20 protein-coding genes are annotated in these 22270 nt (G+C 36.5%); 16 read left to right on the top strand and 4 right to left on the bottom strand.

What is annotated here, in order from left to right:
• Positions 1-9: 9 nt before the first annotated feature.
• On the top strand, positions 10-894 hold the full coding sequence (locus ASG31_RS09450) for a sulfite exporter TauE/SafE family protein (RefSeq protein WP_056031128.1): 885 nt from the start codon (positions 10-12) through the stop codon (positions 892-894).
• A gap of 161 nt (positions 895-1055) precedes the next feature.
• On the top strand, positions 1056-1346 hold the full coding sequence (locus tag ASG31_RS09445) for a putative quinol monooxygenase (protein WP_056031125.1): 291 nt from the start codon (positions 1056-1058) through the stop codon (positions 1344-1346).
• 280 nt (positions 1347-1626) lie between these two features.
• Here ASG31_RS09445 and ASG31_RS09440 read toward each other — a convergent pair whose 3' ends face one another.
• Complete coding sequence (locus ASG31_RS09440) at positions 1627-2460, bottom strand: T9SS type A sorting domain-containing protein (protein ID WP_056031121.1); 834 nt, start codon at positions 2458-2460, stop codon at positions 1627-1629.
• Between the two features lie 295 nt (positions 2461-2755).
• Between ASG31_RS09440 and ASG31_RS09435 the strand changes: the two genes are divergently transcribed.
• From ASG31_RS09435 to ASG31_RS09385, 10 genes are all read left to right on the top strand, one after another.
• Positions 2756-4891, top strand: coding sequence for a TonB-dependent receptor plug domain-containing protein (locus ASG31_RS09435; protein ID WP_056031118.1), 2136 nt, complete (start codon positions 2756-2758; stop codon positions 4889-4891).
• Positions 4892-4901: 10 nt separating this feature from the next.
• On the top strand, positions 4902-6002 hold the full coding sequence (locus ASG31_RS09430) for an HmuY family protein (RefSeq protein WP_056031115.1): 1101 nt from the start codon (positions 4902-4904) through the stop codon (positions 6000-6002).
• A 113-nt stretch (positions 6003-6115) separates the two neighbouring features.
• Positions 6116-6994, top strand: coding sequence for a hemin ABC transporter substrate-binding protein (locus ASG31_RS09425; RefSeq protein WP_056031112.1), 879 nt, complete (start codon positions 6116-6118; stop codon positions 6992-6994).
• Positions 6978-8018 (top strand): FecCD family ABC transporter permease, encoded by a 1041-nt coding sequence (locus ASG31_RS09420; protein ID WP_056031109.1) that lies wholly within the window; start codon positions 6978-6980, stop codon positions 8016-8018. Before ASG31_RS09425 ends, ASG31_RS09420 begins: the two co-directional genes overlap by 17 nt.
• On the top strand, positions 8018-8788 hold the full coding sequence (locus ASG31_RS09415) for a heme ABC transporter ATP-binding protein (protein ID WP_056031106.1): 771 nt from the start codon (positions 8018-8020) through the stop codon (positions 8786-8788). The genes ASG31_RS09420 and ASG31_RS09415 overlap by 1 nt, the downstream gene beginning before the upstream one ends.
• Before the next feature lies 1 nt (position 8789).
• Positions 8790-9440 (top strand): class I SAM-dependent methyltransferase, encoded by a 651-nt coding sequence (locus tag ASG31_RS09410; RefSeq protein WP_056031430.1) that lies wholly within the window; start codon positions 8790-8792, stop codon positions 9438-9440.
• A gap of 4 nt (positions 9441-9444) precedes the next feature.
• On the top strand, positions 9445-10476 hold the full coding sequence (locus ASG31_RS09405; protein WP_056031103.1) for a hemin-degrading factor: 1032 nt from the start codon (positions 9445-9447) through the stop codon (positions 10474-10476).
• 383 nt (positions 10477-10859) lie between these two features.
• The gene (locus tag ASG31_RS09400) at positions 10860-11102 is read left to right on the top strand and encodes a hypothetical protein (protein ID WP_131725526.1); all 243 of its coding nucleotides are present in this window, start codon (positions 10860-10862) and stop codon (positions 11100-11102) included.
• A gap of 54 nt (positions 11103-11156) precedes the next feature.
• Positions 11157-12029 (top strand): ChaN family lipoprotein, encoded by an 873-nt coding sequence (locus ASG31_RS09395; protein ID WP_056031097.1) that lies wholly within the window; start codon positions 11157-11159, stop codon positions 12027-12029.
• Positions 12030-12270: 241 nt separating this feature from the next.
• Positions 12271-12897 (top strand): peptide deformylase, encoded by a 627-nt coding sequence (locus tag ASG31_RS09385; RefSeq protein ID WP_056031090.1) that lies wholly within the window; start codon positions 12271-12273, stop codon positions 12895-12897.
• Between the two features lie 4 nt (positions 12898-12901).
• On the opposite strand, the gene ASG31_RS09380 is transcribed toward ASG31_RS09385, so the two are convergent.
• Positions 12902-13690 (bottom strand): DUF1444 family protein, encoded by a 789-nt coding sequence (locus ASG31_RS09380; RefSeq protein ID WP_056031087.1) that lies wholly within the window; start codon positions 13688-13690, stop codon positions 12902-12904.
• 147 nt (positions 13691-13837) lie between these two features.
• A complete protein-coding gene (locus tag ASG31_RS09375) occupies positions 13838-14215 on the bottom strand; it encodes a winged helix-turn-helix transcriptional regulator (protein ID WP_056031084.1) in 378 nt (125 codons plus the stop codon).
• A 222-nt stretch (positions 14216-14437) separates the two neighbouring features.
• On the opposite strand from ASG31_RS09375, the gene ASG31_RS09370 reads away from it, so the two are divergent.
• The 4 genes from ASG31_RS09370 to ASG31_RS09355 all read left to right on the top strand — a co-directional run bounded on the left by ASG31_RS09370 (position 14438) and on the right by ASG31_RS09355 (position 21636).
• Positions 14438-15349, top strand: coding sequence for a DsbA family protein (locus ASG31_RS09370; RefSeq protein ID WP_056031427.1), 912 nt, complete (start codon positions 14438-14440; stop codon positions 15347-15349).
• 401 nt (positions 15350-15750) lie between these two features.
• Complete coding sequence (gene purB / locus ASG31_RS09365) at positions 15751-17178, top strand: adenylosuccinate lyase (protein WP_056031081.1); 1428 nt, start codon at positions 15751-15753, stop codon at positions 17176-17178.
• A 232-nt stretch (positions 17179-17410) separates the two neighbouring features.
• A complete protein-coding gene (locus tag ASG31_RS09360; RefSeq protein ID WP_056031078.1) occupies positions 17411-21109 on the top strand; it encodes a phosphoribosylformylglycinamidine synthase in 3699 nt (1232 codons plus the stop codon).
• A 158-nt stretch (positions 21110-21267) separates the two neighbouring features.
• On the top strand, positions 21268-21636 hold the full coding sequence (locus ASG31_RS09355) for a ribonuclease inhibitor (RefSeq protein ID WP_231433772.1): 369 nt from the start codon (positions 21268-21270) through the stop codon (positions 21634-21636).
• A gap of 61 nt (positions 21637-21697) precedes the next feature.
• On the opposite strand, the gene ASG31_RS09350 is transcribed toward ASG31_RS09355, so the two are convergent.
• A complete protein-coding gene (locus ASG31_RS09350; RefSeq protein ID WP_056031072.1) occupies positions 21698-22054 on the bottom strand; it encodes a diacylglycerol kinase family protein in 357 nt (118 codons plus the stop codon).
• Positions 22055-22270 lie beyond the last annotated feature (216 nt).

The following is a 22270-nucleotide window of genomic DNA, read 5'->3' as shown; positions in this document are numbered from 1 at the left end:
CTTGATGATATGGTGATTACTCCGAAAATCCAGTTTAGAATTAATTTGCTTTTGGTGACAGTTGCGGTTTTAATTATAGCCTTTTTTTTACTTTACAGTTTGGGTTATTTGGATGAACTTCAGATTATTTTGGAGAAAGACAATTATATATTTTACTGGATGCTTTTGATTGGAGTTTTTGCTGAAGTTGTCGCGGGCTCAATGGGAATGGGTTATGGAGTGATTTGTACGACGACACTGATGTTCTTAGGAATTCCACCTCATATTGTGAGTGCAAGTATTCATTCTGCTGAAAGTTTTACAACGGCTGCGGGAAGTATCAGCCATATTAAACTTAAAAATGTAAGTAAAAGTTTAGTGAAAAAACTAGCCATTCCTGCTATTATTGGAGCTGTTCTCGGAGCTTTAAGTCTGACATATTTAGGTGAATATTATTCAAAAATAACCAAAACGGTTATTGCTTTTTATACTTTGTATTTAGGTTTCAAAATTTTCTCAAATGCTTTTAAGCCTAAGCAAAATAAATCTTTAAAAAAGAAAACCAACTTAACAAGGCTGGGCGTCATCGGTGGTTTTATTGATTCGTTTGCTGGTGGAGGATGGGGACCTTTGGTGACCGGAACTTTGATTAAAAATTCTTTCACCCCAAGATTTGCCGTAGGAAGTTCTACGGTTGCAAAATTTATTTTAACAATTACCGCAGCTGTAACGTTCTTTTTTACTCTAGGTATTCAGCACTGGAATATTATTCTCGGACTTTTAATTGGCGGAATTATCACTGCACCTTTTTCTGCTATGCTGACCTCCAGACTTCCTGTGAAAAATATGTTTATCATCATTGGAGCATTGGTCATTGTGATGAGCTCTATTACTATTTTTAAATCAATTTTTTAGTTTCGGGATAAGTGATACGGGATGCGTGTTTCGGGATTGGGTCTGGAATTTTATTTTAAAAATGATTTGAGATAAGAGAGGTGTTTTTTGTGAAAAATTTAGCAGAATCTGATTTCAATTAAAATCAAAATTAATCTACTTTTACAGCCTAAAAATAACACATGAATTTACATATTGTCGCGCTGTTCAGATTCAAAGAGAATCATCTGATGGAAGCTGTAGAATTGTTTCAGACTTTGGTAAGAGAAACCAGAAAAGAGGAGGGATGTCTTCAGTATGACCTGATCGAAGATAACGAAAACAAAGGAACTTTTTTCCTCGTCGAGTTGTGGGAAACGGTTCAGCACCACAATCATCACAACGGGACAGATCATCTTTTAGAATTCAGAAAACACGCTTCTAAAATATCTGAAGAATCCGCACAGGTTTACAAAGGGTTTAAGATTTATTAAAGAGCCAAGGCAAAAGTAAAAAGAACCAAGTAAAAAGTAAAAAGAGTCAAGGAAAAAGTGGGAGGAAATAGTTTTTGATAAAGTAATTTTGCTAATCATCAGTCATCAGTCATCAGTCATCAGTCATCAGTCATCAGTCATCAGTCATCAGTCATCAGTCATCAGTCATCAATCATCAATCATCAATTATCAATCATCAATTATCCAACACCTCGCTCAAAAACAAAAGGCAGTTTCAGAAATTCTGAGACTGCCTTTTTATTAGAAAAAATAGAAAGTATTATTTTTTGATAAACTTCGATTTCTGAGTTTTACCGTCCTTAGTTTCGATAAGGATGTAATAAACTCCTGTTTGAAGTGTGCTGATGCTGAATCTGTTGTAATCTACAGTTCCTGCAGCAACTTTAAGTCCGCCGGCAGAATAGATTTCTACAGATTTTGGAGAATCTTTTCCTAAAAACTGTAACGCGGTATTTTCTGAATTTACAGCAAATCTAATCTCATTGCTTTCTTTTGATTTCTCTGTTACAGAGAGATTTCCAGCGGTATCGTAAATGACATTGTCTATTGACAAAACAGCATGAGACATGGTAGATCCTGGAAAGAGCGGTTGCGGATTACGGTATCTGAATACAATATACTGATTAGACGATGCAGGCACTGTAAACGGTGTCACAACGGGAGTGTTTGTACCTGTAAAAGTATAAGTCTGAAGCACTTGATAAGATGCAGGAACTCCACTGTTGGCAACCAGGCTTTCCGGGTGATCTACCAATCCTACCTCCATGGTGGCAAATCCCTCTAAACGTGTTGCTGTAAAGCTGAGCTGTTTGGTACCATCTGGTGCCATAATCTGTGGAGAGATTAAGAAAACATCTGCTGCCAGTGAACCAGCCGAGTAGAAGTTTACATATTTGTTTCCGTTCGACTGATCTACATAAATGTTATGGGGTGAAGGTGCATTTACTTTTTTTGTCCATCCATTTACGAGGTTATTGTAGTTTGCAGGGGTAGAAACAACAGCACTTTCAAATGTTTCGTTCAAAGTGGCCAGTTGTGCATTTGCATTTGCTGATGTGAAAACAATAGCTGCGAAAAGTAGTTTCAATTTCATACCGATTATTATTTAGAATTATTCTACAAAAGTAATTAATTATTTTTATCAGTTCTAAATAAAAATATGATAAAAATCTTGTTTTCTGTTTTTGCTTTACATCAGAATTATTTTTTTAATTTTATTATCTTTTTAAATAATTGTAAATCAATAAATTAAATATTAATTTTTTCTTGAAAATGTGAAATATAAAAGTGGATTATTTTGAACTATTGAATGAAAAATAAAAATTGCTTTAAAAATTGTTTTTATCTATTCTAAATAAACTTATATTTGCTGAAATATTGTAACCTTTATGAAGAAGAAAGTGCTGTCCATTTTGGCATTATCAGCAATTACGGGCGTGTATTCGCAAAAGAAAGATTCTGTAATTCAAAAAAATATTGATGAAGTAGTTATTACCGGACAATATATGCAGCAGTCGATCAACAAATCAATTTACAAGGTTGAAGTAATTGATGCTGAGATGATCAAAAATATGGCAGTAACCACCGCTGCGGAAGTTCTGAACCAAAACCTGAACATTCAGATTGTTCCGGATGCAGGTGACGGAAGTTCACAAGCCAATATCATGGGATTGGGAGGTGCTTACACAAAAATTCTGATCGATAACATCCCGGTGGTTACAGACAGAGGCAGTGGAAATCAGATGGATTTAAGCAAAATCAACGTCAACAATATCGAGCGTATCGAAGTGGTGAAAGGTGCAATGGGAGTTGAGTACGGAAATAATGCTGTAACGGGTGTTATCAATATTATTACAAAGAAAAGCTACAGTAAAAAAGTAAATATAAACCTTTCTCTTCAGGAAGAAACGGTGGGTAAAGATTACGATTGGTTTAAGAAAGGAAACGGAAGACATATTCAGTCTTTAAACTTAGGTTATAAAATCAATGCCAACTGGACGGTAACTGCAGACATCAATCACAACGACTTTCAGGGTTATAAAGGAAGATTTAACGGGTACAAATATTTCAGCCCTGCAAACGACGGAAACCGCGGCTATGAATGGCTTCCAAAAGATCTTTTAACTACGAATGGAGCGGTAAGATATTCTAAAAACAATACTGTATTATTTTATAAGGTCAACTTTCTAAGAGAAAACATCAACTTCCGAAATCAGATTGTAAATGAATTTTCTCTGGGCGGAGGTAATAAAACGTACACTTCAGACGATACAGATTATTTCACAAAAAGATGGATTCATCAGTTGAATGTTCAGACAAAACTGGGAAGAATCAATTATATGGGAGATTTCTCTTATCAGACTCAGGAGAGAGAAAGCCAGAATTATAAATACGATGTTCCTAACCGTACAGAGCTTACAAGAGACAGTAAAAGCATGTATTATGACTCTAAGGTGCTGTATTCCCGTGGGTTATTCAGTAATTTCTTAGACAGTGAAAAATTTAATTTTCAGTTAGGATACGAGCTTGACAGAACGAGTGGTTATGCAACGGGCTCTACTGTAGCCTACAATCCTCAGGAAATAAATAATGTTAACCGATCTGTATTCAGCTACGCTAATTTTATTTCTGCTGAATGGAAAGTTTCAGACGACTTCTCTTTAAGACCGGGATTCCGTCTGGCGTTGAGCGACAGATTTGATTCTCAGCAAAACTATTCATTAACTGCCAGATACAGCACTTCAGAAAAGTCTGATCTTCGTGCTGTTTTTGGATCTTCAAACAGATTTCCTACCTACGAAGAATTATACACCTATGTAGTGGATGCCAATCACGACATCAGAGGAAATGCAAATTTAAAACCTGAAACAGGATATTCCGTAGGGTTATTCTGGGATTATAAGACGAAAAATTCTAATGCCTGGAATTTTGATGTAACCCTTTCCGGGATGTATCTGGATGTACAGGATAGAATTGAAAATGTAGTTATCAGCAACAGCCCACTGCGTTTTACTTTTCTAAATATCAACAAATACAGTTCAATGATATTTGGGGGTGGATTTACTGCAAAACGCAATAATTTCTCTCTGAATGCAGGCGTTTCTTTTATGGGAATTTCTCAGGAGTTAACAGCAGGAAATATCACCTCACCAGACGATTACAATTTTTATTCAGAAGCCAATTTAGCTGCTAATTATACGCTGCCTAAAACAAATACTCTGTTTGCTCTTTATTATAAATATACGGGATCAAGAAAACAGTTTGTTCAGGAATCAAATATCGATCTTTCTGCACCTCCAAAATTTATACTCGGTGAAGTACGAAGTTTCAGTATGTTAAACTTTACGGTTTCCCAGCCATTCTTTAATAATCATTTTGAAATTGCTGCCGGTATCAAAAATATATTTGATGTAAGCAGTCTGAGAAACTCGATAATACAGGGTGATGCGCACAGTGCAGCAGCAGGAAACCAGAACCTTTTCTATGGCAGAAGCTACTTTGCCAGATTAAATTATAACTTTTAAAATATCGAAAATGAAGAAAATACTTTTTGGATTATTAGTGGGAACTCTCGCTGTTTCGCAGTCCTGCATCAATGACAACGAAGATATAGTTGCTGTAGCACCAATTGACGGAGATTTGGTGAATGTAAGCGTAGGCGGTGCCACCCAACCCAATCAGGTTTGGTTTGATTTGAGCGAAAATAAATTTGTCTCTACCAAAAGAACAGATTGGGATCTTGCATTTTATTCCGGCAGCCAGTTCAAAGTAGTTTTAAATTCATCCATCATGATGGCAGCAGCTAAAATTCCAAATGCAACCAATATTGACGCTGTTACTTCTGCAAGTGTTCTCTCTCTGCAGACTCAGGTTCAGGTAGCTAATTTTAATCCTGCTAACGAAGCATATATTGATGATGTGAAAGGTGATTTTCCTTCAGGTTACACAGCCATCGAAGAAGTGAAATCTCTGGATGCAGACAACGGAATCTATCTTCTTAATTTAGGAAAAGATATTTACAATGGTCCCGTAGCATTGGGTGCCGTTACGTATAGCGGTGATGCCAGAGGTTGGATGAAAATTCAGATAACCAGATCAGGAGAAGGATATAAGATTAAATATGCTGAGCTTGGTGCAACAAATCACAAAGAGCTTACAGTGGCAAAAAATACTGCTTACAATTACAGTTTTGTAAGTCTTAAAAACAATAAAGAAGTCGTTATTCAGCCTGAAAAAAAGAAGTGGGATCTGTCATTTACAGTTTTCACAAACACTATACCGGGAGCAGGCAGTTATGCGTATGCAGATTTCGTAAACAATAATAATCTTGGGAAAACAGGTGCATACGAAGTTACGGTAACAGCTCCGGCAACCGGTGTAGACGCTTATAACAGCTTCAAAGCTTCAGATATAGATCAGGCTAAATTTATCTTTAACGATCACACAGTTATTGGTTCTAATTGGAGAGGTACCGCGAGTGGAGCTCAGATTTATGGAGACCGGTTTTACGTGATTAAAGATTCAGACGGATATTATTTTAAGCTCAGATTCACAAGACTCACAAAAGAAAAAGCAGATGCTCAGGGCCTTGCGGGAGAAAGAGGTTTCCCTTCATTTGAATATAAACCTTTGTAGTAGATTGAAAACAATTTTTCCTCCCCTTTAGGGTTGGGGAAAAGAAAAATTGTTTTCAATATCAATTTTTAAACACCCAACACCCCTCATCAAACATCTAACAATAAGATAAAATGAAAAAATTCATATTAGCAGCATCCATGCTTATTGCAGTTTACTCTTGCAAAAAAGAAGATACAAAATCAACTGAAAACAATACCGAAGCGAAAGCAGAAGCTCCGAAAACCAATCATAAAATGATAACCTTAAACGGCGGAATTACAGAAATCGTTGCCGCTTTGGGTCACGAAAAAGAAATCGTTGCAACTGATGTTACCAGCACTTATCCGGAAGGTTTAAAAACTTCTGCCGAAAATTTAGGTCACGTAAGATCAATTACTATCGAGCCGATTATGGCTGTTTCTCCAACCTTGATTTTAGCTTCAGACAAAGACATCAACCCTGATTTAATGGGTAAAATTAAATCTTCAGGTATCAAAACGGAAACTTTCAAGCAGGAATATAGCGTTGAAGGAACTAAAAAATTAATCGCTGACGTAGCAAAAGCCATCGGAAATAATGATTATCAGAAGTTAAATGATAAAATTGATTCAGATTTAGCCCAGGTTCAGACGCTGACTAAAAAACCAAAAGTTCTTTTCATCTACGCAAGAGGAAATATGATGATGGTTTCAGGTAGAAACACACCGATGGCAGCATTGATCGGAATTGCAGGCGGTGAAAATGCAGTGAATGATTTTGAAGATTTCAAACCACTGACTCCGGAAGCGGTAGTAAAAGCAAATCCTGACATATTGTTCTTATTCTCAAGCGGACTGGAAAGTTCAGGAGGAATCGAAGGTGTTTTGAAAGCCCCTGGAGTTGCACAAACCAACGCCGGAAAAAACAAAAAAGTGATTGCCATGGATGGAGGCCTTATCTCAGGTTTCGGACCAAGATTAGGAGAGGCAGCAGTTTCATTAAACAAACTTCTAATTGAAAACGCAAAGTAAACTATATTTTTACATCACACTAAGTACTATACTGCTTGCCTTGATAGCAGTATGGTCTCTTAATATTGGGGTGTACGATTTTGGAGGAAAATCGGCCTTTGAAGTTTTATTAAAAGTGATAAAAGGCGATTCAGACCTATCTTTAAGCGATAAATATGTGGTTTGGGATGTTCGGGCATCACGGATTATCATGGCAATTTTAGTGGGAAGTCTTTTGGCGGTTTCAGGTACAACTTTACAGGGACTGTTCAAAAATCCTCTGGCAACGGGCGAGGCAATTGGTTTAACTTCGGGAGCTACTTTGCTTGCAGCAATTGCAATTGTTTTAGGAGGATATTTCAGACAGTATCTTCCTGAGATGATTCAGTTTTCACTCACAGGAATTGCTGCGTTCTTCGGAGCTTTGGGAGCCATGTTATTGGTATACAGAATATCTACAAGTGCCGGCAAAACCAATGTTGTCATGATGCTTTTGAGCGGTGTTGCGATCACATCAGTCGGATTTTCAATTACCGGATTTCTGATTTATATTTCCAAAGATGAGCAGCTAAGAGACCTTACTTTCTGGAATATGGGAAGTCTTGCTGGTGCCACATGGATGAAAAATATCATTCTCGCTCTTGTTCTCACTGTTTCCTACATTATTTTACTCCCTCAGGGAAAAGCTTTAAATGCAATGCTTTTAGGCGAAAAAGATGCTCAGCATTTGGGAATTAATGTGGAAAGATTAAAAAAACAGATTATCATCATTACTTCTTTAATGATCGGAACATGCGTTGCCTTTTCAGGAACGATCGGTTTCGTAGGGCTCATTGTTCCTTACATTTTAAGGCTTTTATTCCAATCAAATTATACTTTCATTCTGCCTCTATCAGCAGTTTTGGGAAGTATTTTGCTCTTAATTGCCGATACCATAAGCAGAAGTATTGTTGCACCTTCAGAATTACCGATAGGGATTTTAACTTCGTTAATCGGAGGTCCTATTTTCATCGCCATTTTAATGAAATTTAAAAAGTCAATCTAATGATTAAGGCACAGCAGATCAGTTATAAACACAAAGAATTTCATATTCTCAATAATGTGGATGTGTTTTTGGGCTTTGGCGAATTTTTAGCCATCGTCGGTCCCAACGGTGCCGGAAAATCGAGCCTTCTGAGTGTTTTGGCAAATGAAGTGAAGAGTGCACAGCAGATTTTATTTAAAGATAAAAACATAACCGACTGGAAAATTACCGAGCTATCAAAGCACAAGGCAAAATTTTCCCAGCACAATTCAAACGACATTCCTCTGGAAGTGATAGATGTAGTGATAATGGGGCGTTATCCCTATTTTGATGCCCAGCCGAAAGAGGAAGATCTTGAGGCAACAGACCAAATGATGCATCAGACCGACGTTTATCATTTGAAAGACAGAGAATACAACACTTTGTCCGGCGGCGAAAAACAGCGTGTTCATTTGTCGAGAGTTTTGGCTCAGCTGCAAAATGAAATCACTCAAAAACTTCTTTTTCTGGATGAACCTTTGAATAATCTGGATGTAAAGCATCAGTACAAAGCTTTGGAAATCATTAAAAATTTCACTCAAAACGAAAATTCTGCAGTGGTTGTTCTTCATGATTTAAATTTAGCAGCTCAGTACGCAGACAAAATTCTATTAATGAAATCCGGAAAAGTTGCAGCTTATGGAACACCGGAAGAAGTTTTCACAGCAGAAAATATCAGCGAAGCGTACAATTTTCCCTGTACGATTTGCGACCACCCAATCACCAGCAATCCAATGATTATTTTTGGATAATATGGAAGAAAAAGATTTAAAAATTTTAGCACGAAACCTCGCTAATCCTGAAGGCGAAACCGGTTTGAAAGTAGCCGAAATGATGAATGCCACCAACATCGGAATGACGGTTGATAGCATTGAAACACTTTTGATTGAAGATGGAGAAAGTATTCTCGAAATCGGTCACGGCAACGCAGCACACTTAAAAAGCCTTTTAAATCTGGCAAAAGATTTAAAATATACAGGAATTGATATTTCTGAAACCATGCACAATGAAGCCCAAAGATTAAATGATGAATTTAAAAATCAGGCAGAATTTGTATTGTATGAAGGAACGAAACTGCCTTTCGAAGATCAGACTTTCGACAAAATATTTACCGTCAACACAGCCTATTTCTGGAAACAGCCTGTAGAATATTTAAATGAAATTTACCGAGTTTTAAAAGACAGCGGAACCTTCGTTCTTACTTTCGGGCAGCGTGATTTTATGGAAACTCTGCCTTTCACACAGTATGATTTTAAACTCTACAACTCCGGTGAAATGGAAGAAACGGTTTCTAAAAGTCATTTCAAAAGAATGAAAATTTCAGAAAAAGAAGAGCAGGTAAAAAGTAAAGCAGACGGCGAAACCGTTACAAGATTATACACAGTTTTAACAATCAAAAAATAAATAAATGAGCACTTTAGTTAACGAATTAAAAGAAAAATGGGAATCTCTGAAAGCTGAAAACCCACATTTAAGAATTAGAAATGCAGCAGATCAGTTAGGCGTAAGCGAAGCTGCATTGTTGGCAACCAACGTCGGAGAAGGCGTTACCGTTTTAAAACCCGAATTTGCCAACATCTTAACTGAAGTTGAGCGGTTAGGAAAAGTAATGGCTTTAACGAGAAACGACGAATGCGTTCACGAAAGAAAAGGCGTTTACAAAAATGGAGATTTCAGCAGTCCGCACGCACAGCTTTTTGTGAATGAAGATATCGACTTGAGAATTTTCCAGAATCACTGGAAATCTGCTTTTGGCGTAGTGGAAGGCGACAGAAAAAGTCTTCAGTTTTTCGGAAAAGACGGTTTGGCTCTGCATAAAATCTATTTAACGAAAGACAGCAATGCTGAAGCTTTCGATACAATTGTTGAGAAATTTAAAGCTGAAGATCAAAATGTTGCTTTGGAATTTGAAACTGTTGCTCCAAAAGCTGAAGAAAAAGCAGATGCTGAAATTGATGTGGAAGGCTTCCAAAAGTCATGGACAGAATTAAAAGATACCCACGATTTCTTCATGATGACCAGAAAATTCGGTGTGTCAAGAACTCAGGCTTTGAGGCTGGCTCCTGAAGGTTATGCCAGGAAGATCGACAATTCAAAAGTGATAAATGTGCTGGAAGAAGCTTCTGAAAAGGGCTTGCCAATCATGATCTTTGTTGGAAACAGAGGGATTATTCAGATCCACACCGGAGAAGTAAAGAAAACAATGTGGCACCAGCAATGGTTTAACGTGATGGATCCTGATTTCAATTTACACCTTGATGTAACTAAAATCGCTGAGGTCTGGATCGTTAAAAAACCAACTGAAGACGGGGAAGTAACAGCAATTGAGGTATTCAATAAAGAAGGAGATTTCATCGTACAGTTCTTCGGAAAAAGAAAACCGGGAATCCCTGAACTACAGGAGTGGAAAGACCTTGTAGCGGGTTTAGAAAACTACTAAAAAGTTAGATTAATTGATAGGGTCGTTTTGTTTTCGCAAGGCGGCCTTTTTATTTAAAAGTTGTTGATTTCAAATCTATTTGCGCTATGTTTGTCATCCCTTAGGGATCTAAGCAATTTTTCAGCGAAATCATCTTAAAATTAAATTAATCCTCACTAAGAAATATTGTAGCATCCCAAAGGAATATTCTTGCCTCCTAAAAGTATATTCTTGCATCCCAAAACTATATTACTGCATCCCAAAATTATATTCTTGCTTCCCAAAAGTATATTCTTTTATCCCAAAGGAATATCCCTGCCTCCTAAAAGTATATTCTTGCATCCCAAAAGAATGTTTTTGCATCCCAAAACTATATTCCTGCCTCCCAAAATAATATTGTTGTAATGTCAAATAATATTTTCGCGATGGTGAACATTATTCTTTCGATGACGAAGGATATTCTTGCATTGGCGGACTCTATTTTTGCGAAGGAAAACTATATTCTTGCATCGGCGGACAATATTTTTATAATTGCAAACTATATTCTTGCAATGGCAGACTATATTCTTGTGATGGAAAATTCTATTTTTGCAATGTCATTCAATATTCTTATAATGGTAAACATCATTCATCCAAATGATTTATGAAATTTGTGAAGACCATTATCAGTATCTGTATTTAAACTATTAAAAAAAGAAAATATGAAAAATATATTCGCATTCCTTTTATTAACTGTTTTGTGCTCGGCAAATGCGCAGAGCTTCAAACCTTACCAATTCTACGACAAAAAAGGAAAAGAAATAAAAACCGAAAAGCTGATTAAAGAATTAGCTGAATACGATATAGTTTTCTTTGGCGAAAACCACAACAGTTCCATCAACCACTGGCTTCAGCTCAAAATTACCGAAGCCTTATTTGAAAAGAAGAACGGACAACTGATTTTAGGTGCAGAAATGTTTGAAAGAGACAATCAGTCTCAGTTAGATCAATATTTAAGTGGAAAATTTGATGCGAAAACATTCAAAGACTCCTCCAGATTGTGGAACAATTATGCTACAGATTACAAACCTTTGGTAGATTTTGCGAAAGACAGAAAACTGAAATTCATCGCCACCAATGTTCCAAGAAAATACGCTTCCCAAACCTCCAAAGAAGGTCTTGAATCTTTAAATAAATTATCAGCAAAAGAAAAAACCTACATTGCTCAACTTCCAATTAAAGTAACTCTCGAAACGCCGGGCTATCCCGAAATGAAAACCATGATGGGCGACCACGCCGACGAAATGAAAGTGATGAATTTCGTCTCAGCACAAGCCATCAAAGATGCAACGATGGCTGAATCTATTTTAAAAAATTTCCAGTCCGGAAAAACATTCATCCACTACAACGGCAATTACCACAGCAAAGAATTTGGCGGAATTTACTGGTACATCAAACAAAAAAATCCAAACCTGAAAATGGCTGTCATCTCTGTCTTCGAATCAGAAGATCCAGAATTGAAAATCCCTCAGAAAGACTATATTCCGACAGATTTTAATCTCATTATTCCTGAGGATATGACGAAAACTTACTGAAAAAGAGACAAGGCAAAAGTAAAAAGAGCCAAGCGAAATGTCGCACAGATTACACAGATTTGCACAGATTTGATCTGCTGAGTTTGCAGAATCTGCGTGAGATAAAATCCTTCATATTCAACAGAAACGGTCATGTCATCCTGAGCTTTTCGAAGGAAGCCCGTTTTTTTAATGCAACTAAATTCATTGGCTTTAGCCAAAACATAAAAACATCTTTATCTTGGTGCAACATTCCAACAAAATGAAAAAAATCTCTCTGCTTTTCGTTCTGCTCATCAGTTTTATCAACGCACAAAAATTCACTCCCGATGAACTGAAAATCATCAATCAAGGTGACATCACGACCGCTTTACCTATTTATCAGACGACAGAAAATCATCAGCATCAAACATTACTAAGCATTTCCGCCGACATCGATCCGCTTGATAAAAATACAGCGGTTTTGGTCAGCAGAATGAAAGCGTCACTTCAGTCAACCGACGGTGGAGTAGGCATTGCCGCACCGCAAGTGGGTATCAACAGAAAAGTAATCTGGGTACAGCGCTTCGACAAAGAAGGCGAACCGTTGGAATACTTCCTGAATCCCATCATCACATGGAAATCCGAACTTCAGAATCTCGGTCCCGAGGGCGATCTTTCCATCCCCGATTTTTACGGTCAGTTTTACCGAAGCAAAGTCATCCAGCTGGAATATGTTGATTTAAAAGGTCAGAAATATACAGAAATAGTTGAAGGTTTCACAGCCGTCATCTTCCAACACGAAATCGATCATCTTTTCGGAATTTTAATCTCGGATAAAAATGATAAAGAAAAGAATGATGCTTATTTGAAAGTGGATGCGTTTAAGAGGAGTGATGCTAAAAAATAACTGCTTAGTTTAAAACCTGAAAATGTGAATCTTTTAAAATGAAAAGCTTATCAGATACGATATGATCTCCTTCCTTATTAATTTCGATAATTATGTTTTTGAGCTTTTCAATATTTTCTAATTCATTACTCCCTGTAATAAAAACCAAATCTCTGGAAGGAATTGCAAGAATAATTTCTCCATTAACCGGAAAATTATCTTCGTTCCAAATGTCGAATAAAATTAGACTCGATTCATAGTTTCCTCCCGCAAGAAGCATAAAAATGCCGCTGTCTCCACTTCGTTCAATTTCAAGTAAAGATTCTAAATTATTTACCGCTAAATTTTGTAAATCTTTTATATTTAAACTTAACTCTTCCAAATCCTCAGTAGTTAAATAGGAAATGCTATCCTCTTTATCTTCTGCATAAAAAATGTATAAATCTGAGTTGTACATCTCATAAACATGACTTCTTGAAAATTCTTCAGAAAGATTTGAGCACTCATCAAAAAATCTTTTATCTTTTATAATAGGAATGATACAATTGGTATCAATTGGTGTTTTTTGGGAATATAAATTTGAAGAAGCTGTAGAGTATCTCTCAATTATTTCATCAAGATCCGACGGTTCGTAATTATATTCCGCGAATGCATTGTTTAAAAAATGAGTATATATTTCTCCTTCAGTATCTCTCGTTTTAATCTCAAGTTGATTGATTTCAAGAATATCAATATCTTTAACTTTTAAAATTAAATTTTTATTGAACAAGTTTGTAAAATCGATTTCTGAAAGCAAATTTTTAGATTGGTTCATGAATACAATTATAAAAATTAATATTAACTCAAAGATAAACTAATTCTCCTTGGTTTCTAATTTTCAAAAAGGTATTTAAATCAGTTGGTGGATTCAAAAAAACACGAATCAAAAAATTCGTGTTATTATCTAAATTTTTATTAAAAATTATTCTACAGAACTGGTTTTCTCCCCATACAAACTCGTCCGGTAATTAATCCCCCACTTCGCCACTTCATCAATAATCGGAGCCAAGGTTTTACCAAACTCGGTGATTTCGTATTCTACAGTTACGGGTTTTGTGTCGAGAACTTCTCTTGTAATTAGATGGTTCATCTCCAAATCCTGAAGCTCCTTTGAAAGCATTTTTGTCCCGATGCCGTCTACTTCGCGGAGAAGATCCATAAATCTCATTCTGTTACTCTGCAAAAGCGTCCCCACAATGTGAAATTTCCACTTGCCGGAAAGCAGTTCAACAGTGTCTTTGATGGCATTCATGCGGTGTTTGCAGATGGCGTTGTTGTTTACGGTTGATGTTTTTTTCATAATTCTTGATTGATGCAAAGATAAGAATTTTTGTAAAGTCAGTTTCCTCAAAGAAACTACTTTCCAAAATGAAACTTATAGTATTTTAAAGTAAGCAAAGTTTTAGATTTGCTGAGTTAAGAAAAATTTCTGATGAGATTTTATAGAAATGTGATCATCTGTAGCCTGAGCATTTTGTCTCTGTCATGCAGCGGTCAGAACGGTAAAAAAAAGAGTAATAAAATGAGTACACAGACAACCAATCCACTTCTTTGTGATCCCGAAACCGGAGTTTGCGGTGTTCCCGGAAGTGAAGAAAACGGTTCAGTAACAATTGATACAACCGAAAAATCTGTGAAAGTAATCTATTTTACAGACCCGATCTGTTCATCCTGCTGGGGAATCGAGCCTCAGCTGAGAAAAATGAAACTCGAATACGGAAAAGAAATCGACGTAGAATACCACATGGGCGGACTTTTGCCAGACTGGAGCTACAACAGCGGAGGCATCAGTAAACCATCTGATGTTGCACACCATTGGGACGAAGTAAGCGGTTACTACGACATGCCGATTGATGGCGATGTATGGTTGCAGGATCCTTTGGATTCTTCCTATCCACCATCGATTGCTTTCAAAGCAGCGCAGTTGCAGAGCGAAGAAAAAGCCATTCTTTTTATGAGAGAGCTGAGAGAATTGGTTTTCCTTAAAAGGAAAAATATTGCCAAATGGGAAAATATGGCGTTGGCTGCTGAAAAAGTCGGTCTTGATTTAAAACAGTTAAAATCTGACTTCGAAGGTAAAGCAAAAACTTTATTTGAAGATGATCTTAAAATGGCCAGAGAACTGGGCGTGCGGGGATTTCCCACTATCTTTTTCATGAATAATAAAGGCGAAAAACAAATGGTTTACGGTTCCAAACCTTATCCTTTTTACGAAACTGCAATTCTCACAGTAAATCCAAAAGCTGAAAAGTCAGAATTTGCGAAAGACTGGGAATCGTTATTTAAAAAATACAGTTCGTTAACTGCAAAAGAGTTTACAGAACTTTCCGGAAACGGAAGAAAAGACAGCGAAAAATTGCTGAACGACCTGACTTCTCAGGGAAAACTGGAGAAGACAACCACAAAAAACGGTTCGATGTGGACCATCAAATAGACCAAACATTTTATATATACTTTTTCTAAAAAACATTTTTTTTTTGCGTCGCAGTATTCTGTGGCGCTTTTTTTCTATAAATTGTCCTGAATATTAATTTTTTAACAGATCTGAAAGCCTTTTGTGTCAATGTTTTTATCACAATGAGCACAAAGATTTTTCACTAAGCTCAAAAATTTCCAGTGTTCCTTGTGAAAGCCTATGTGCCGTTTGTGGTTAAATCTGCAAAGCCTTTTTGGATATAAGAACACACCTGAAGTTTTGCACTTACTATGATGGAAAAATCAAAATATACATCATCTTTTCACTTAAAATTCCGCCAGTTGAAGTTTTTAAAACCTCTTTCAATTCTCATCAAAAAATCTTACTTTTGCATATCTATAAAAAAGTAAAAGTAAAGAATGAATTCCTACAAAAATCCTTTGGAAGAACGCTATTCAAGCGAAGAGATGTTGTTTAATTTTTCTCACAACAACAAATTCCAGAATTGGAGAAAGCTTTGGATTGCTTTGGCTGAAATTGAAAAAGACTTGGGTCTTGATATTACAGACGAGCAAATTGCAGAGTTGAAAGCCAATGTTGACAATATCGATTATGATAAAGCAGCAGAATATGAGAAAAAATTCCGTCATGATGTGATGGCTCACGTTCACGCTTATGGTGATGTGGCGCCTTCTGCAAAGGGAATTATTCACTTGGGAGCAACTTCAGCTTTTGTAGGAGACAATACAGATTTAATTCAAATCCGTGACGGACTTTTAATTTTAAAGAAAAAGTTGGTGAACGTAATGAAAAATCTTTCTGATTTCGCAATTCAGTACAAAGACCTTCCGACTTTAGGATTCACACATTTCCAGCCGGCTCAGTTGACAACTGTCGGGAAAAGAGCAACACTTTGGTTACAGAGTTTAGTTCTAGATATCGAAGAGCTTGATTTCTTCTTAGAAACATTGAGATTCAGAGGGGTAAAAGGAACAACGGGAACGGCTGCAAGTTTCCTGGAGCTTTTCAACGGAGATTATTCTAAAGTAAAACATTTAGATAAAGAATTATCAAAAAGATTTGGTTTTGAGAAAGTTTTCGGGGTTTCCGGACAGACTTACGACAGAAAAATTGATGCAAAAGTTGTAGCTTTATTAGGAAATATAGCTCAGTCTGCACATAAATTCACCAACGATTTACGTCTTCTTCAAAATCTGAAGGAAATTGAAGAACCATTTGAGAAAAACCAAATCGGTTCATCTGCAATGGCTTACAAGCGTAATCCTATGAGAAGCGAAAGAATCGGAGCATTAGCAAAATACGTAATGTCTTTGACAACGAGTTCTGCGATGGTCGCTTCTACACAATGGTTTGAAAGAACGTTAGACGATTCTGCAAACAAGAGATTAACAATTCCTCAGGCATTTTTAGCAGTTGATGCAATTTTATTGATCTGGAATAACATTATGAACGGAATTGTGGTGTATCCAAACAGAATTAACAAACATATTATGGAAGAACTTCCTTTCATGGCGACAGAATACATCATCATGGAAGAAGTGAAAGCTGGTGGCGACCGTCAGGAAATCCACGAAGTAATCAGAGTTCACTCTATGGAAGCTTCCAAGCAGGTAAAAGAAGAAGGAAAAGAAAACGATTTGATCGAAAGAATCTTAAACGATAATTCGTTGAAATTAGACAAATCAAAATTAAAAGAAGTTCTCGACCCTAAAAACTTCATCGGTTTTGCACCAATTCAGACGGAAGAATTCATCGCAAATGAAGTCCAGCCTATTCTGGATGCCAACAAAGAATTGATTGGTTTAGAATCTGACCTTAAAGTATAAATATTGTGCAGTCTTTTTGGCTGCATTTTTTACTTTGTTCAATGAATGATTTGAATAAAGTATTGATCATTGAAATTTACTTATTTGGGCAGCTTAATCCGCCTTCCACTCTCGCTTTTTGCCTCCACTTCGTTGCGGCAAAAGAGCTCCGCTTAAGTCGGGCTGCAGAGATTCGTTTCCAAATTAAATTTCAGTTAAAAATTAAATAAATCTAATAAATATCCGACATCTAATGTCTCAAAACAAAAGAATTTTCGTAGAAAAAAGAGGAATTTTCGATGTAGAAAGTCCAAAAATTTTTGATGAAGTAAAAGCGGTGATTCCGTCTATCCAAAGTGTAAAAGTGTACAACGTTTACGATATTTTTGGATTAAATGATGGCGAATTCGAAAAAGTGGTAAACAGCACTTTCGTTGACCCAGTTACTGATATTTTAATCGAAGAAAATCCTGCAAAAGGAACTCATTTCGCATTAGAATTTTTACCTGGACAATACGATCAGCGTGCAGATTCTGCCCAACAGTGTATCGCTTTACTGACTGAAAATGAGAAGTCTAAAGTAAGAAGTGGTAAACTCATCGAGTTCGAAGGAGTTTCTGATCCTGATTTAGCAAAAATTAAAGATCTTCTCATCAATAAAGTAGAATCTCAGGAAAAAGATTTGTCAATTTTAGATATTCCTGCTGAAGAAACCCCATCTAAAGTGATTGTTCACGGAGGTTTCATCAATTTTGATGACGCTCAGCTTGAAGAATTCTTTAACAATCACGGTTTTGCATTAGGTTTGGATGACTTAAAATTTATTCAGGAATATTTTAAAACCCAACAGAGAAATCCTACGGAAACTGAACTTAAAGTTTTAGACACGTATTGGAGCGATCACTGCCGTCACACGACGTTTGAAACAGAATTGTCAAATATTGAATTTGAAGGACAGTTTAAACATACATTGGAAACTATTTTCAATGACTATATCGAAAAAAGAAAATTCTTAGGACGCGAATTGAAACCTATTTCTTTAATGGATTTGGCAACAGTTTGCGGAAGATATTTCCATAAAACAGGCAACTTGGAGAACTTGGTGGTTTCTGATGAAATCAACGCCTGTACCATCCAGATCGAAGCTGAATACGATGGTAAAAGAGAACCGTGGTACTTATTATTCAAAAACGAAACCCATAATCACCCGACGGAAATTGAACCTTTTGGTGGTGCTTCTACGTGTTTAGGTGGCGCAATCAGAGATCCTTTGTCCGGACGTTCATTCGTTTTTCAGGCGATGAGATTAACGGGTGCTGCTGATGTTTTGGAATCTGTTGACCAAACTTTACCAGGCAAATTACCTCAAAAAACAATCACAAAACAGGCTGCAAACGGCTATTCTTCTTATGGTAACCAAATCGGTTTGGCGACTACAATGGTTTCCGAAATCTACGATGAAGGCTACAAAGCAAAGAGAATGGAAGTTGGTTTCGTTGCCGGAGCTGTTCCTGTGGATTGGGTACGACGTGAAAAGCCTGAAGCTGGCGACTCTATCATTATTTTAGGAGGTGCAACGGGTCGTGACGGTGTTGGTGGAGCAAGCGGAAGTTCAAAGGAACAGGACGAAACTTCTATCCACACGATGAGTTCTGAAGTGCAGAAAGGAAATGCCGTGGAAGAACGTAAAATCCAGAGATTATTCAGAAATCCTGAAGTGACGAGATTAATTAAAAAATCGAATGACTTCGGAGCTGGGGGTGTTTCCGTAGCAATCGGTGAAATCGCTGATTCTTTGGAAGTTAATTTAGATGTTTTACCTTTAAAGTACGAAGGTCTGAACGGAACTGAGCTTGCTATTTCCGAATCTCAGGAAAGAATGGCGGTTGTGGTTGAACCAAAAGATAAAGAACAATTCATCAAATTCTGTGAAGCTGAAAATATTGTGGCTGTAGAAGTTGCAAAAGTAACAGACTCAGGAAGAATGCAGATGTTCTGGAAAGGCGATAAGATTGTTGATCTTTCAAGAGAATTTTTGGATACAAACGGTTGTTCTAAAAGTCAGCAAGTTAAGATTACGCATCTTAATGAAGTAAAAGAAGAAACTCAAACTTTTAACGAAGAGAATTTCTTGAAAATTCTTGCAGATAAAAACGTTGCCTCTCAAAAAGGTTTATTGGAAATGTTTGATTCATCGATTGGTGCGACTACGGTTGCGATGCCTTTGGGTGGAAAATATCAGCAGACTTTGATGGAAGGAAGCGCTCAGACATTGCCAATTTTAGGTGCAAAAGACATCGACACCGTTTCTTTGGCAAGTTGGGGATTTGATGCTGAAATTTCAAAGCAAAACTCATTATTGGGATCTTCTTATGCAGTCGTTGAAAGCGTTGCGAAAATCGTTGCGATGGGTGGTGATTATAAAAATATCAGATTCAGTTTTCAGGAATATTTTGAAAAATTAGGACAAAATCCAGAAAAATGGGGCAAGCCTTTGGCATCTCTTTTAGGAGCTTATGATGCTCAGATTAATTTCGGTTTAGCTGCAATAGGAGGCAAGGATTCTATGAGTGGAACATATCAGGATTTGAATGTTCCGCCAACATTGATTTCTTTCGCTTGTGCGAATGGTGAGAAGAAAAATGTGATCTCTCCGGAATTTAAACAGGCGGGAAATAAACTGTATTTCTTCAATCATATTTCGCAGGAAAATGGACTTCCAAACTATGAAAATCTAAAGACTGTTTATGAATTGATTTTCGAAAATATCAAGGCCGGAAAAATCGTTTCTGTGAAGACTGTGAAAGAAGGTGGCGTTGCAGTTGCATTAGCAAAAATGAGTTTTGGAAACAGATTGGGAGCTCAAATAAATATTGCTGAAGAGAACGTTTTACTATCTAAAAATATAGGAAGTTTAATTATTGAATCAACTGAAGAATTGAGCTCTGTTTATCTTCAACTAATCGGTGAAGTTGAAAATTCAAAGACTTTGAAAATCAGTGGTTTGAATTTTGAAATCGAAAAATTACTTGAAGCAAATACAAAAACTTTTGAAAACCTTTTTTCAACAGTTGAAAAAGAAAAAATAACGGTTGAGCTGGATTCAAAACTAAACTCAATGAATCCAAGAAATATCATCATTAAAAAACACGGAATTGCTCAGCCAAGAGTTTTCTTGCCGGTTTTTCCTGGAACAAATTGTGAATACGACACGCTGAATGCATTCCAAAAAGAGGGTGCAATTGTGAGCAGTTTACCTTTAATTAACATCAACCATCAGTTGCTGGATGACAGCATTGATGCTTGGGTAGAAGAAATTAAACAGTCACAGATTTTAGCTTTCTCAGGAGGCTTCTCTGCGGGTGACGAACCGGACGGTTCTGCTAAATTTATCGTGAATGTTCTGAAGAATGAAAAGATGAAAAATGCCGTTCACGAATTGCTCGACAGAGACGGAATGATCATCGGAATCTGTAACGGTTTTCAGGCGTTGGTGAAATCAGGATTGTTGCCTTACGGAAGAATTAAAGATTTGGATGAAAATTCTCCGACTTTAGCGCACAACGCCATCAGAAGACATATTTCTCAAATGGTGAATGTAAAAGTTCTGAATGACGAATCGCCTTGGCTGAAAGGAATGAAAGACCAAGTTTTCACGATTCCAATTTCGCACGGCGAAGGTCGTTTCATGGCTTCGGAAGAAGAAATTCAAAAGCTGTATGAGAACGGACAGATTGCGACTCAATATTTAGATTTAGATGGAAACATCGCTCACGGAATGCCATTTAATCCAAATAACTCGTTGTTCGGTATTGAAGGAATTACCAGTCCGGACGGAAAGATCTACGGAAGAATGGGACATCCGGAACGTTTTGCAGAAGGTTTAATGAAAAATATTCCGACTGCGAATTACCATAACATCTTCAGAAATGGAGTTGAATACTTTAAGTAAGCAGATGGCTTTTGGTAATTTGCTTTTGGCTTGATAAATACTGAGTTTAAATACAACTTTCAAATCTAACGGGTTTTGAAAACCCGTTAGGTTTCCAGATAACAACTTGTCGAAATATTTAAATAGAATTGGATACTTCAAATAAAAATAATAAAAAAATGGCTGTCATCAATGGCAGCCATTTTTCTGATTTGTCAGGTTTTTACGAAGACGTTTCTCTGATTTTAATGAAAGATGAAGACTGGAAAATAGGAACGCTTGACGGATTTGATGATATTTTATATGGATTTGAGGGGAAAATTATCTGGAAAGAATCTGAAAAATCAAAAAAAGATTTAGGTTTTGAAGCGACGAAAGAATTTTACGAAAACAAAATCAGAATTGGAAAACCTTTTAATGTAGAATTGATTCAGCAAAAACTGGATGATTTGATTGATGGAAACGGACAAACATTATTCGAAATTTTAGTTGAAATTATAGAATCACACAAAAATATTTCGCTGATTTTAGAGAAAGTTTTAAAATGATCTTACGATTTTTGCTAACACAATGATCTGTGAAAATCTGTGAAATCTGTGCGACAGAACTTCACGCAAAGATATATTTCCAATATACCAAAACTCCCATTATCACAGAAAGGATAGCCATTAAAATTACTGCTCCCGCAGAAATGTCTTTTATAAATCCAATTCTTTTATCAAATTCCGGTTGAATAAAATCGCATATTTTCTCAATCGCTGTATTAAAAATCTCAGCACTTAAAACTCCGAAAGAAACTGCCAAAACCAAAATTGTATCCAGATTGGAAAGTTTCAGATAAAAAATCAAAAAGATATTAATGAGCAATGCCAATACTTCAAGCTGAAAATTTCTTTCAGACTTCAGCATCAGAATAACACCTTTGAATGCATTCAATAAACTTTTATATACAGGCGGTTTTCGCATTATTCTAAATTTAATCAAAAATAAGAACTTTTGCCAAAGCACCGCTCCTCAAATATTCATCACCAGCAAACCCGCATCCGGCGAAAGCTAATTATTTGATGTTTGTTAGTAACTCTGTATATAATTCTTTTCCATCTGTTTTGTATTTGTTATATTTGTAAAAACTTATATTTAAATCTATGAAATTGCGGTTGTTTCTAAAATAAACTTTTGTTT

The sequence above is a fragment of the Chryseobacterium sp. Leaf404 genome, assembly GCF_001424145.1.
In the GTDB taxonomy this organism is placed as follows: Bacteria; Bacteroidota; Bacteroidia; order Flavobacteriales; family Weeksellaceae; genus Chryseobacterium.
This window is presented reverse-complemented; position numbering and strand designations above follow the sequence as displayed.

Excerpts from the sequence above, each read along its gene's own strand:
- ASG31_RS09425 (WP_056031112.1), top strand. The coding sequence starts at position 6,116 with ATGAAAAAATTCATATTAGCAGCATCCATGCTTATTGCAGTTTACTCT.
- ASG31_RS09355 (WP_231433772.1), top strand. The coding sequence starts at position 21,268 with ATGGCTGTCATCAATGGCAGCCATTTTTCTGATTTGTCAGGTTTTTAC.
- ASG31_RS09405 (WP_056031103.1), top strand. The coding sequence starts at position 9,445 with ATGAGCACTTTAGTTAACGAATTAAAAGAAAAATGGGAATCTCTGAAA.
- ASG31_RS09385 (WP_056031090.1), top strand. The coding sequence starts at position 12,271 with ATGAAAAAAATCTCTCTGCTTTTCGTTCTGCTCATCAGTTTTATCAAC.
- ASG31_RS09360 (WP_056031078.1), top strand. The coding sequence starts at position 17,411 with ATGTCTCAAAACAAAAGAATTTTCGTAGAAAAAAGAGGAATTTTCGAT.
- ASG31_RS09440 (WP_056031121.1), bottom strand. The coding sequence starts at position 2,460 with ATGAAATTGAAACTACTTTTCGCAGCTATTGTTTTCACATCAGCAAAT.
- ASG31_RS09395 (WP_056031097.1), top strand. The coding sequence starts at position 11,157 with ATGAAAAATATATTCGCATTCCTTTTATTAACTGTTTTGTGCTCGGCA.
- ASG31_RS09415 (WP_056031106.1), top strand. The coding sequence starts at position 8,018 with ATGATTAAGGCACAGCAGATCAGTTATAAACACAAAGAATTTCATATT.
- ASG31_RS09435 (WP_056031118.1), top strand. The coding sequence starts at position 2,756 with ATGAAGAAGAAAGTGCTGTCCATTTTGGCATTATCAGCAATTACGGGC.
- ASG31_RS09350 (WP_056031072.1), bottom strand. The coding sequence starts at position 22,054 with ATGCGAAAACCGCCTGTATATAAAAGTTTATTGAATGCATTCAAAGGT.
- purB (WP_056031081.1), top strand. The coding sequence starts at position 15,751 with ATGAATTCCTACAAAAATCCTTTGGAAGAACGCTATTCAAGCGAAGAG.
- ASG31_RS09450 (WP_056031128.1), top strand. The coding sequence starts at position 10 with ATGGTGATTACTCCGAAAATCCAGTTTAGAATTAATTTGCTTTTGGTG.
- ASG31_RS09370 (WP_056031427.1), top strand. The coding sequence starts at position 14,438 with ATGAGTACACAGACAACCAATCCACTTCTTTGTGATCCCGAAACCGGA.
- ASG31_RS09410 (WP_056031430.1), top strand. The coding sequence starts at position 8,790 with ATGGAAGAAAAAGATTTAAAAATTTTAGCACGAAACCTCGCTAATCCT.
- ASG31_RS09400 (WP_131725526.1), top strand. The coding sequence starts at position 10,860 with ATGTCAAATAATATTTTCGCGATGGTGAACATTATTCTTTCGATGACG.
- ASG31_RS09445 (WP_056031125.1), top strand. The coding sequence starts at position 1,056 with ATGAATTTACATATTGTCGCGCTGTTCAGATTCAAAGAGAATCATCTG.
- ASG31_RS09430 (WP_056031115.1), top strand. The coding sequence starts at position 4,902 with ATGAAGAAAATACTTTTTGGATTATTAGTGGGAACTCTCGCTGTTTCG.
- ASG31_RS09380 (WP_056031087.1), bottom strand. The coding sequence starts at position 13,690 with ATGAACCAATCTAAAAATTTGCTTTCAGAAATCGATTTTACAAACTTG.
- ASG31_RS09375 (WP_056031084.1), bottom strand. The coding sequence starts at position 14,215 with ATGAAAAAAACATCAACCGTAAACAACAACGCCATCTGCAAACACCGC.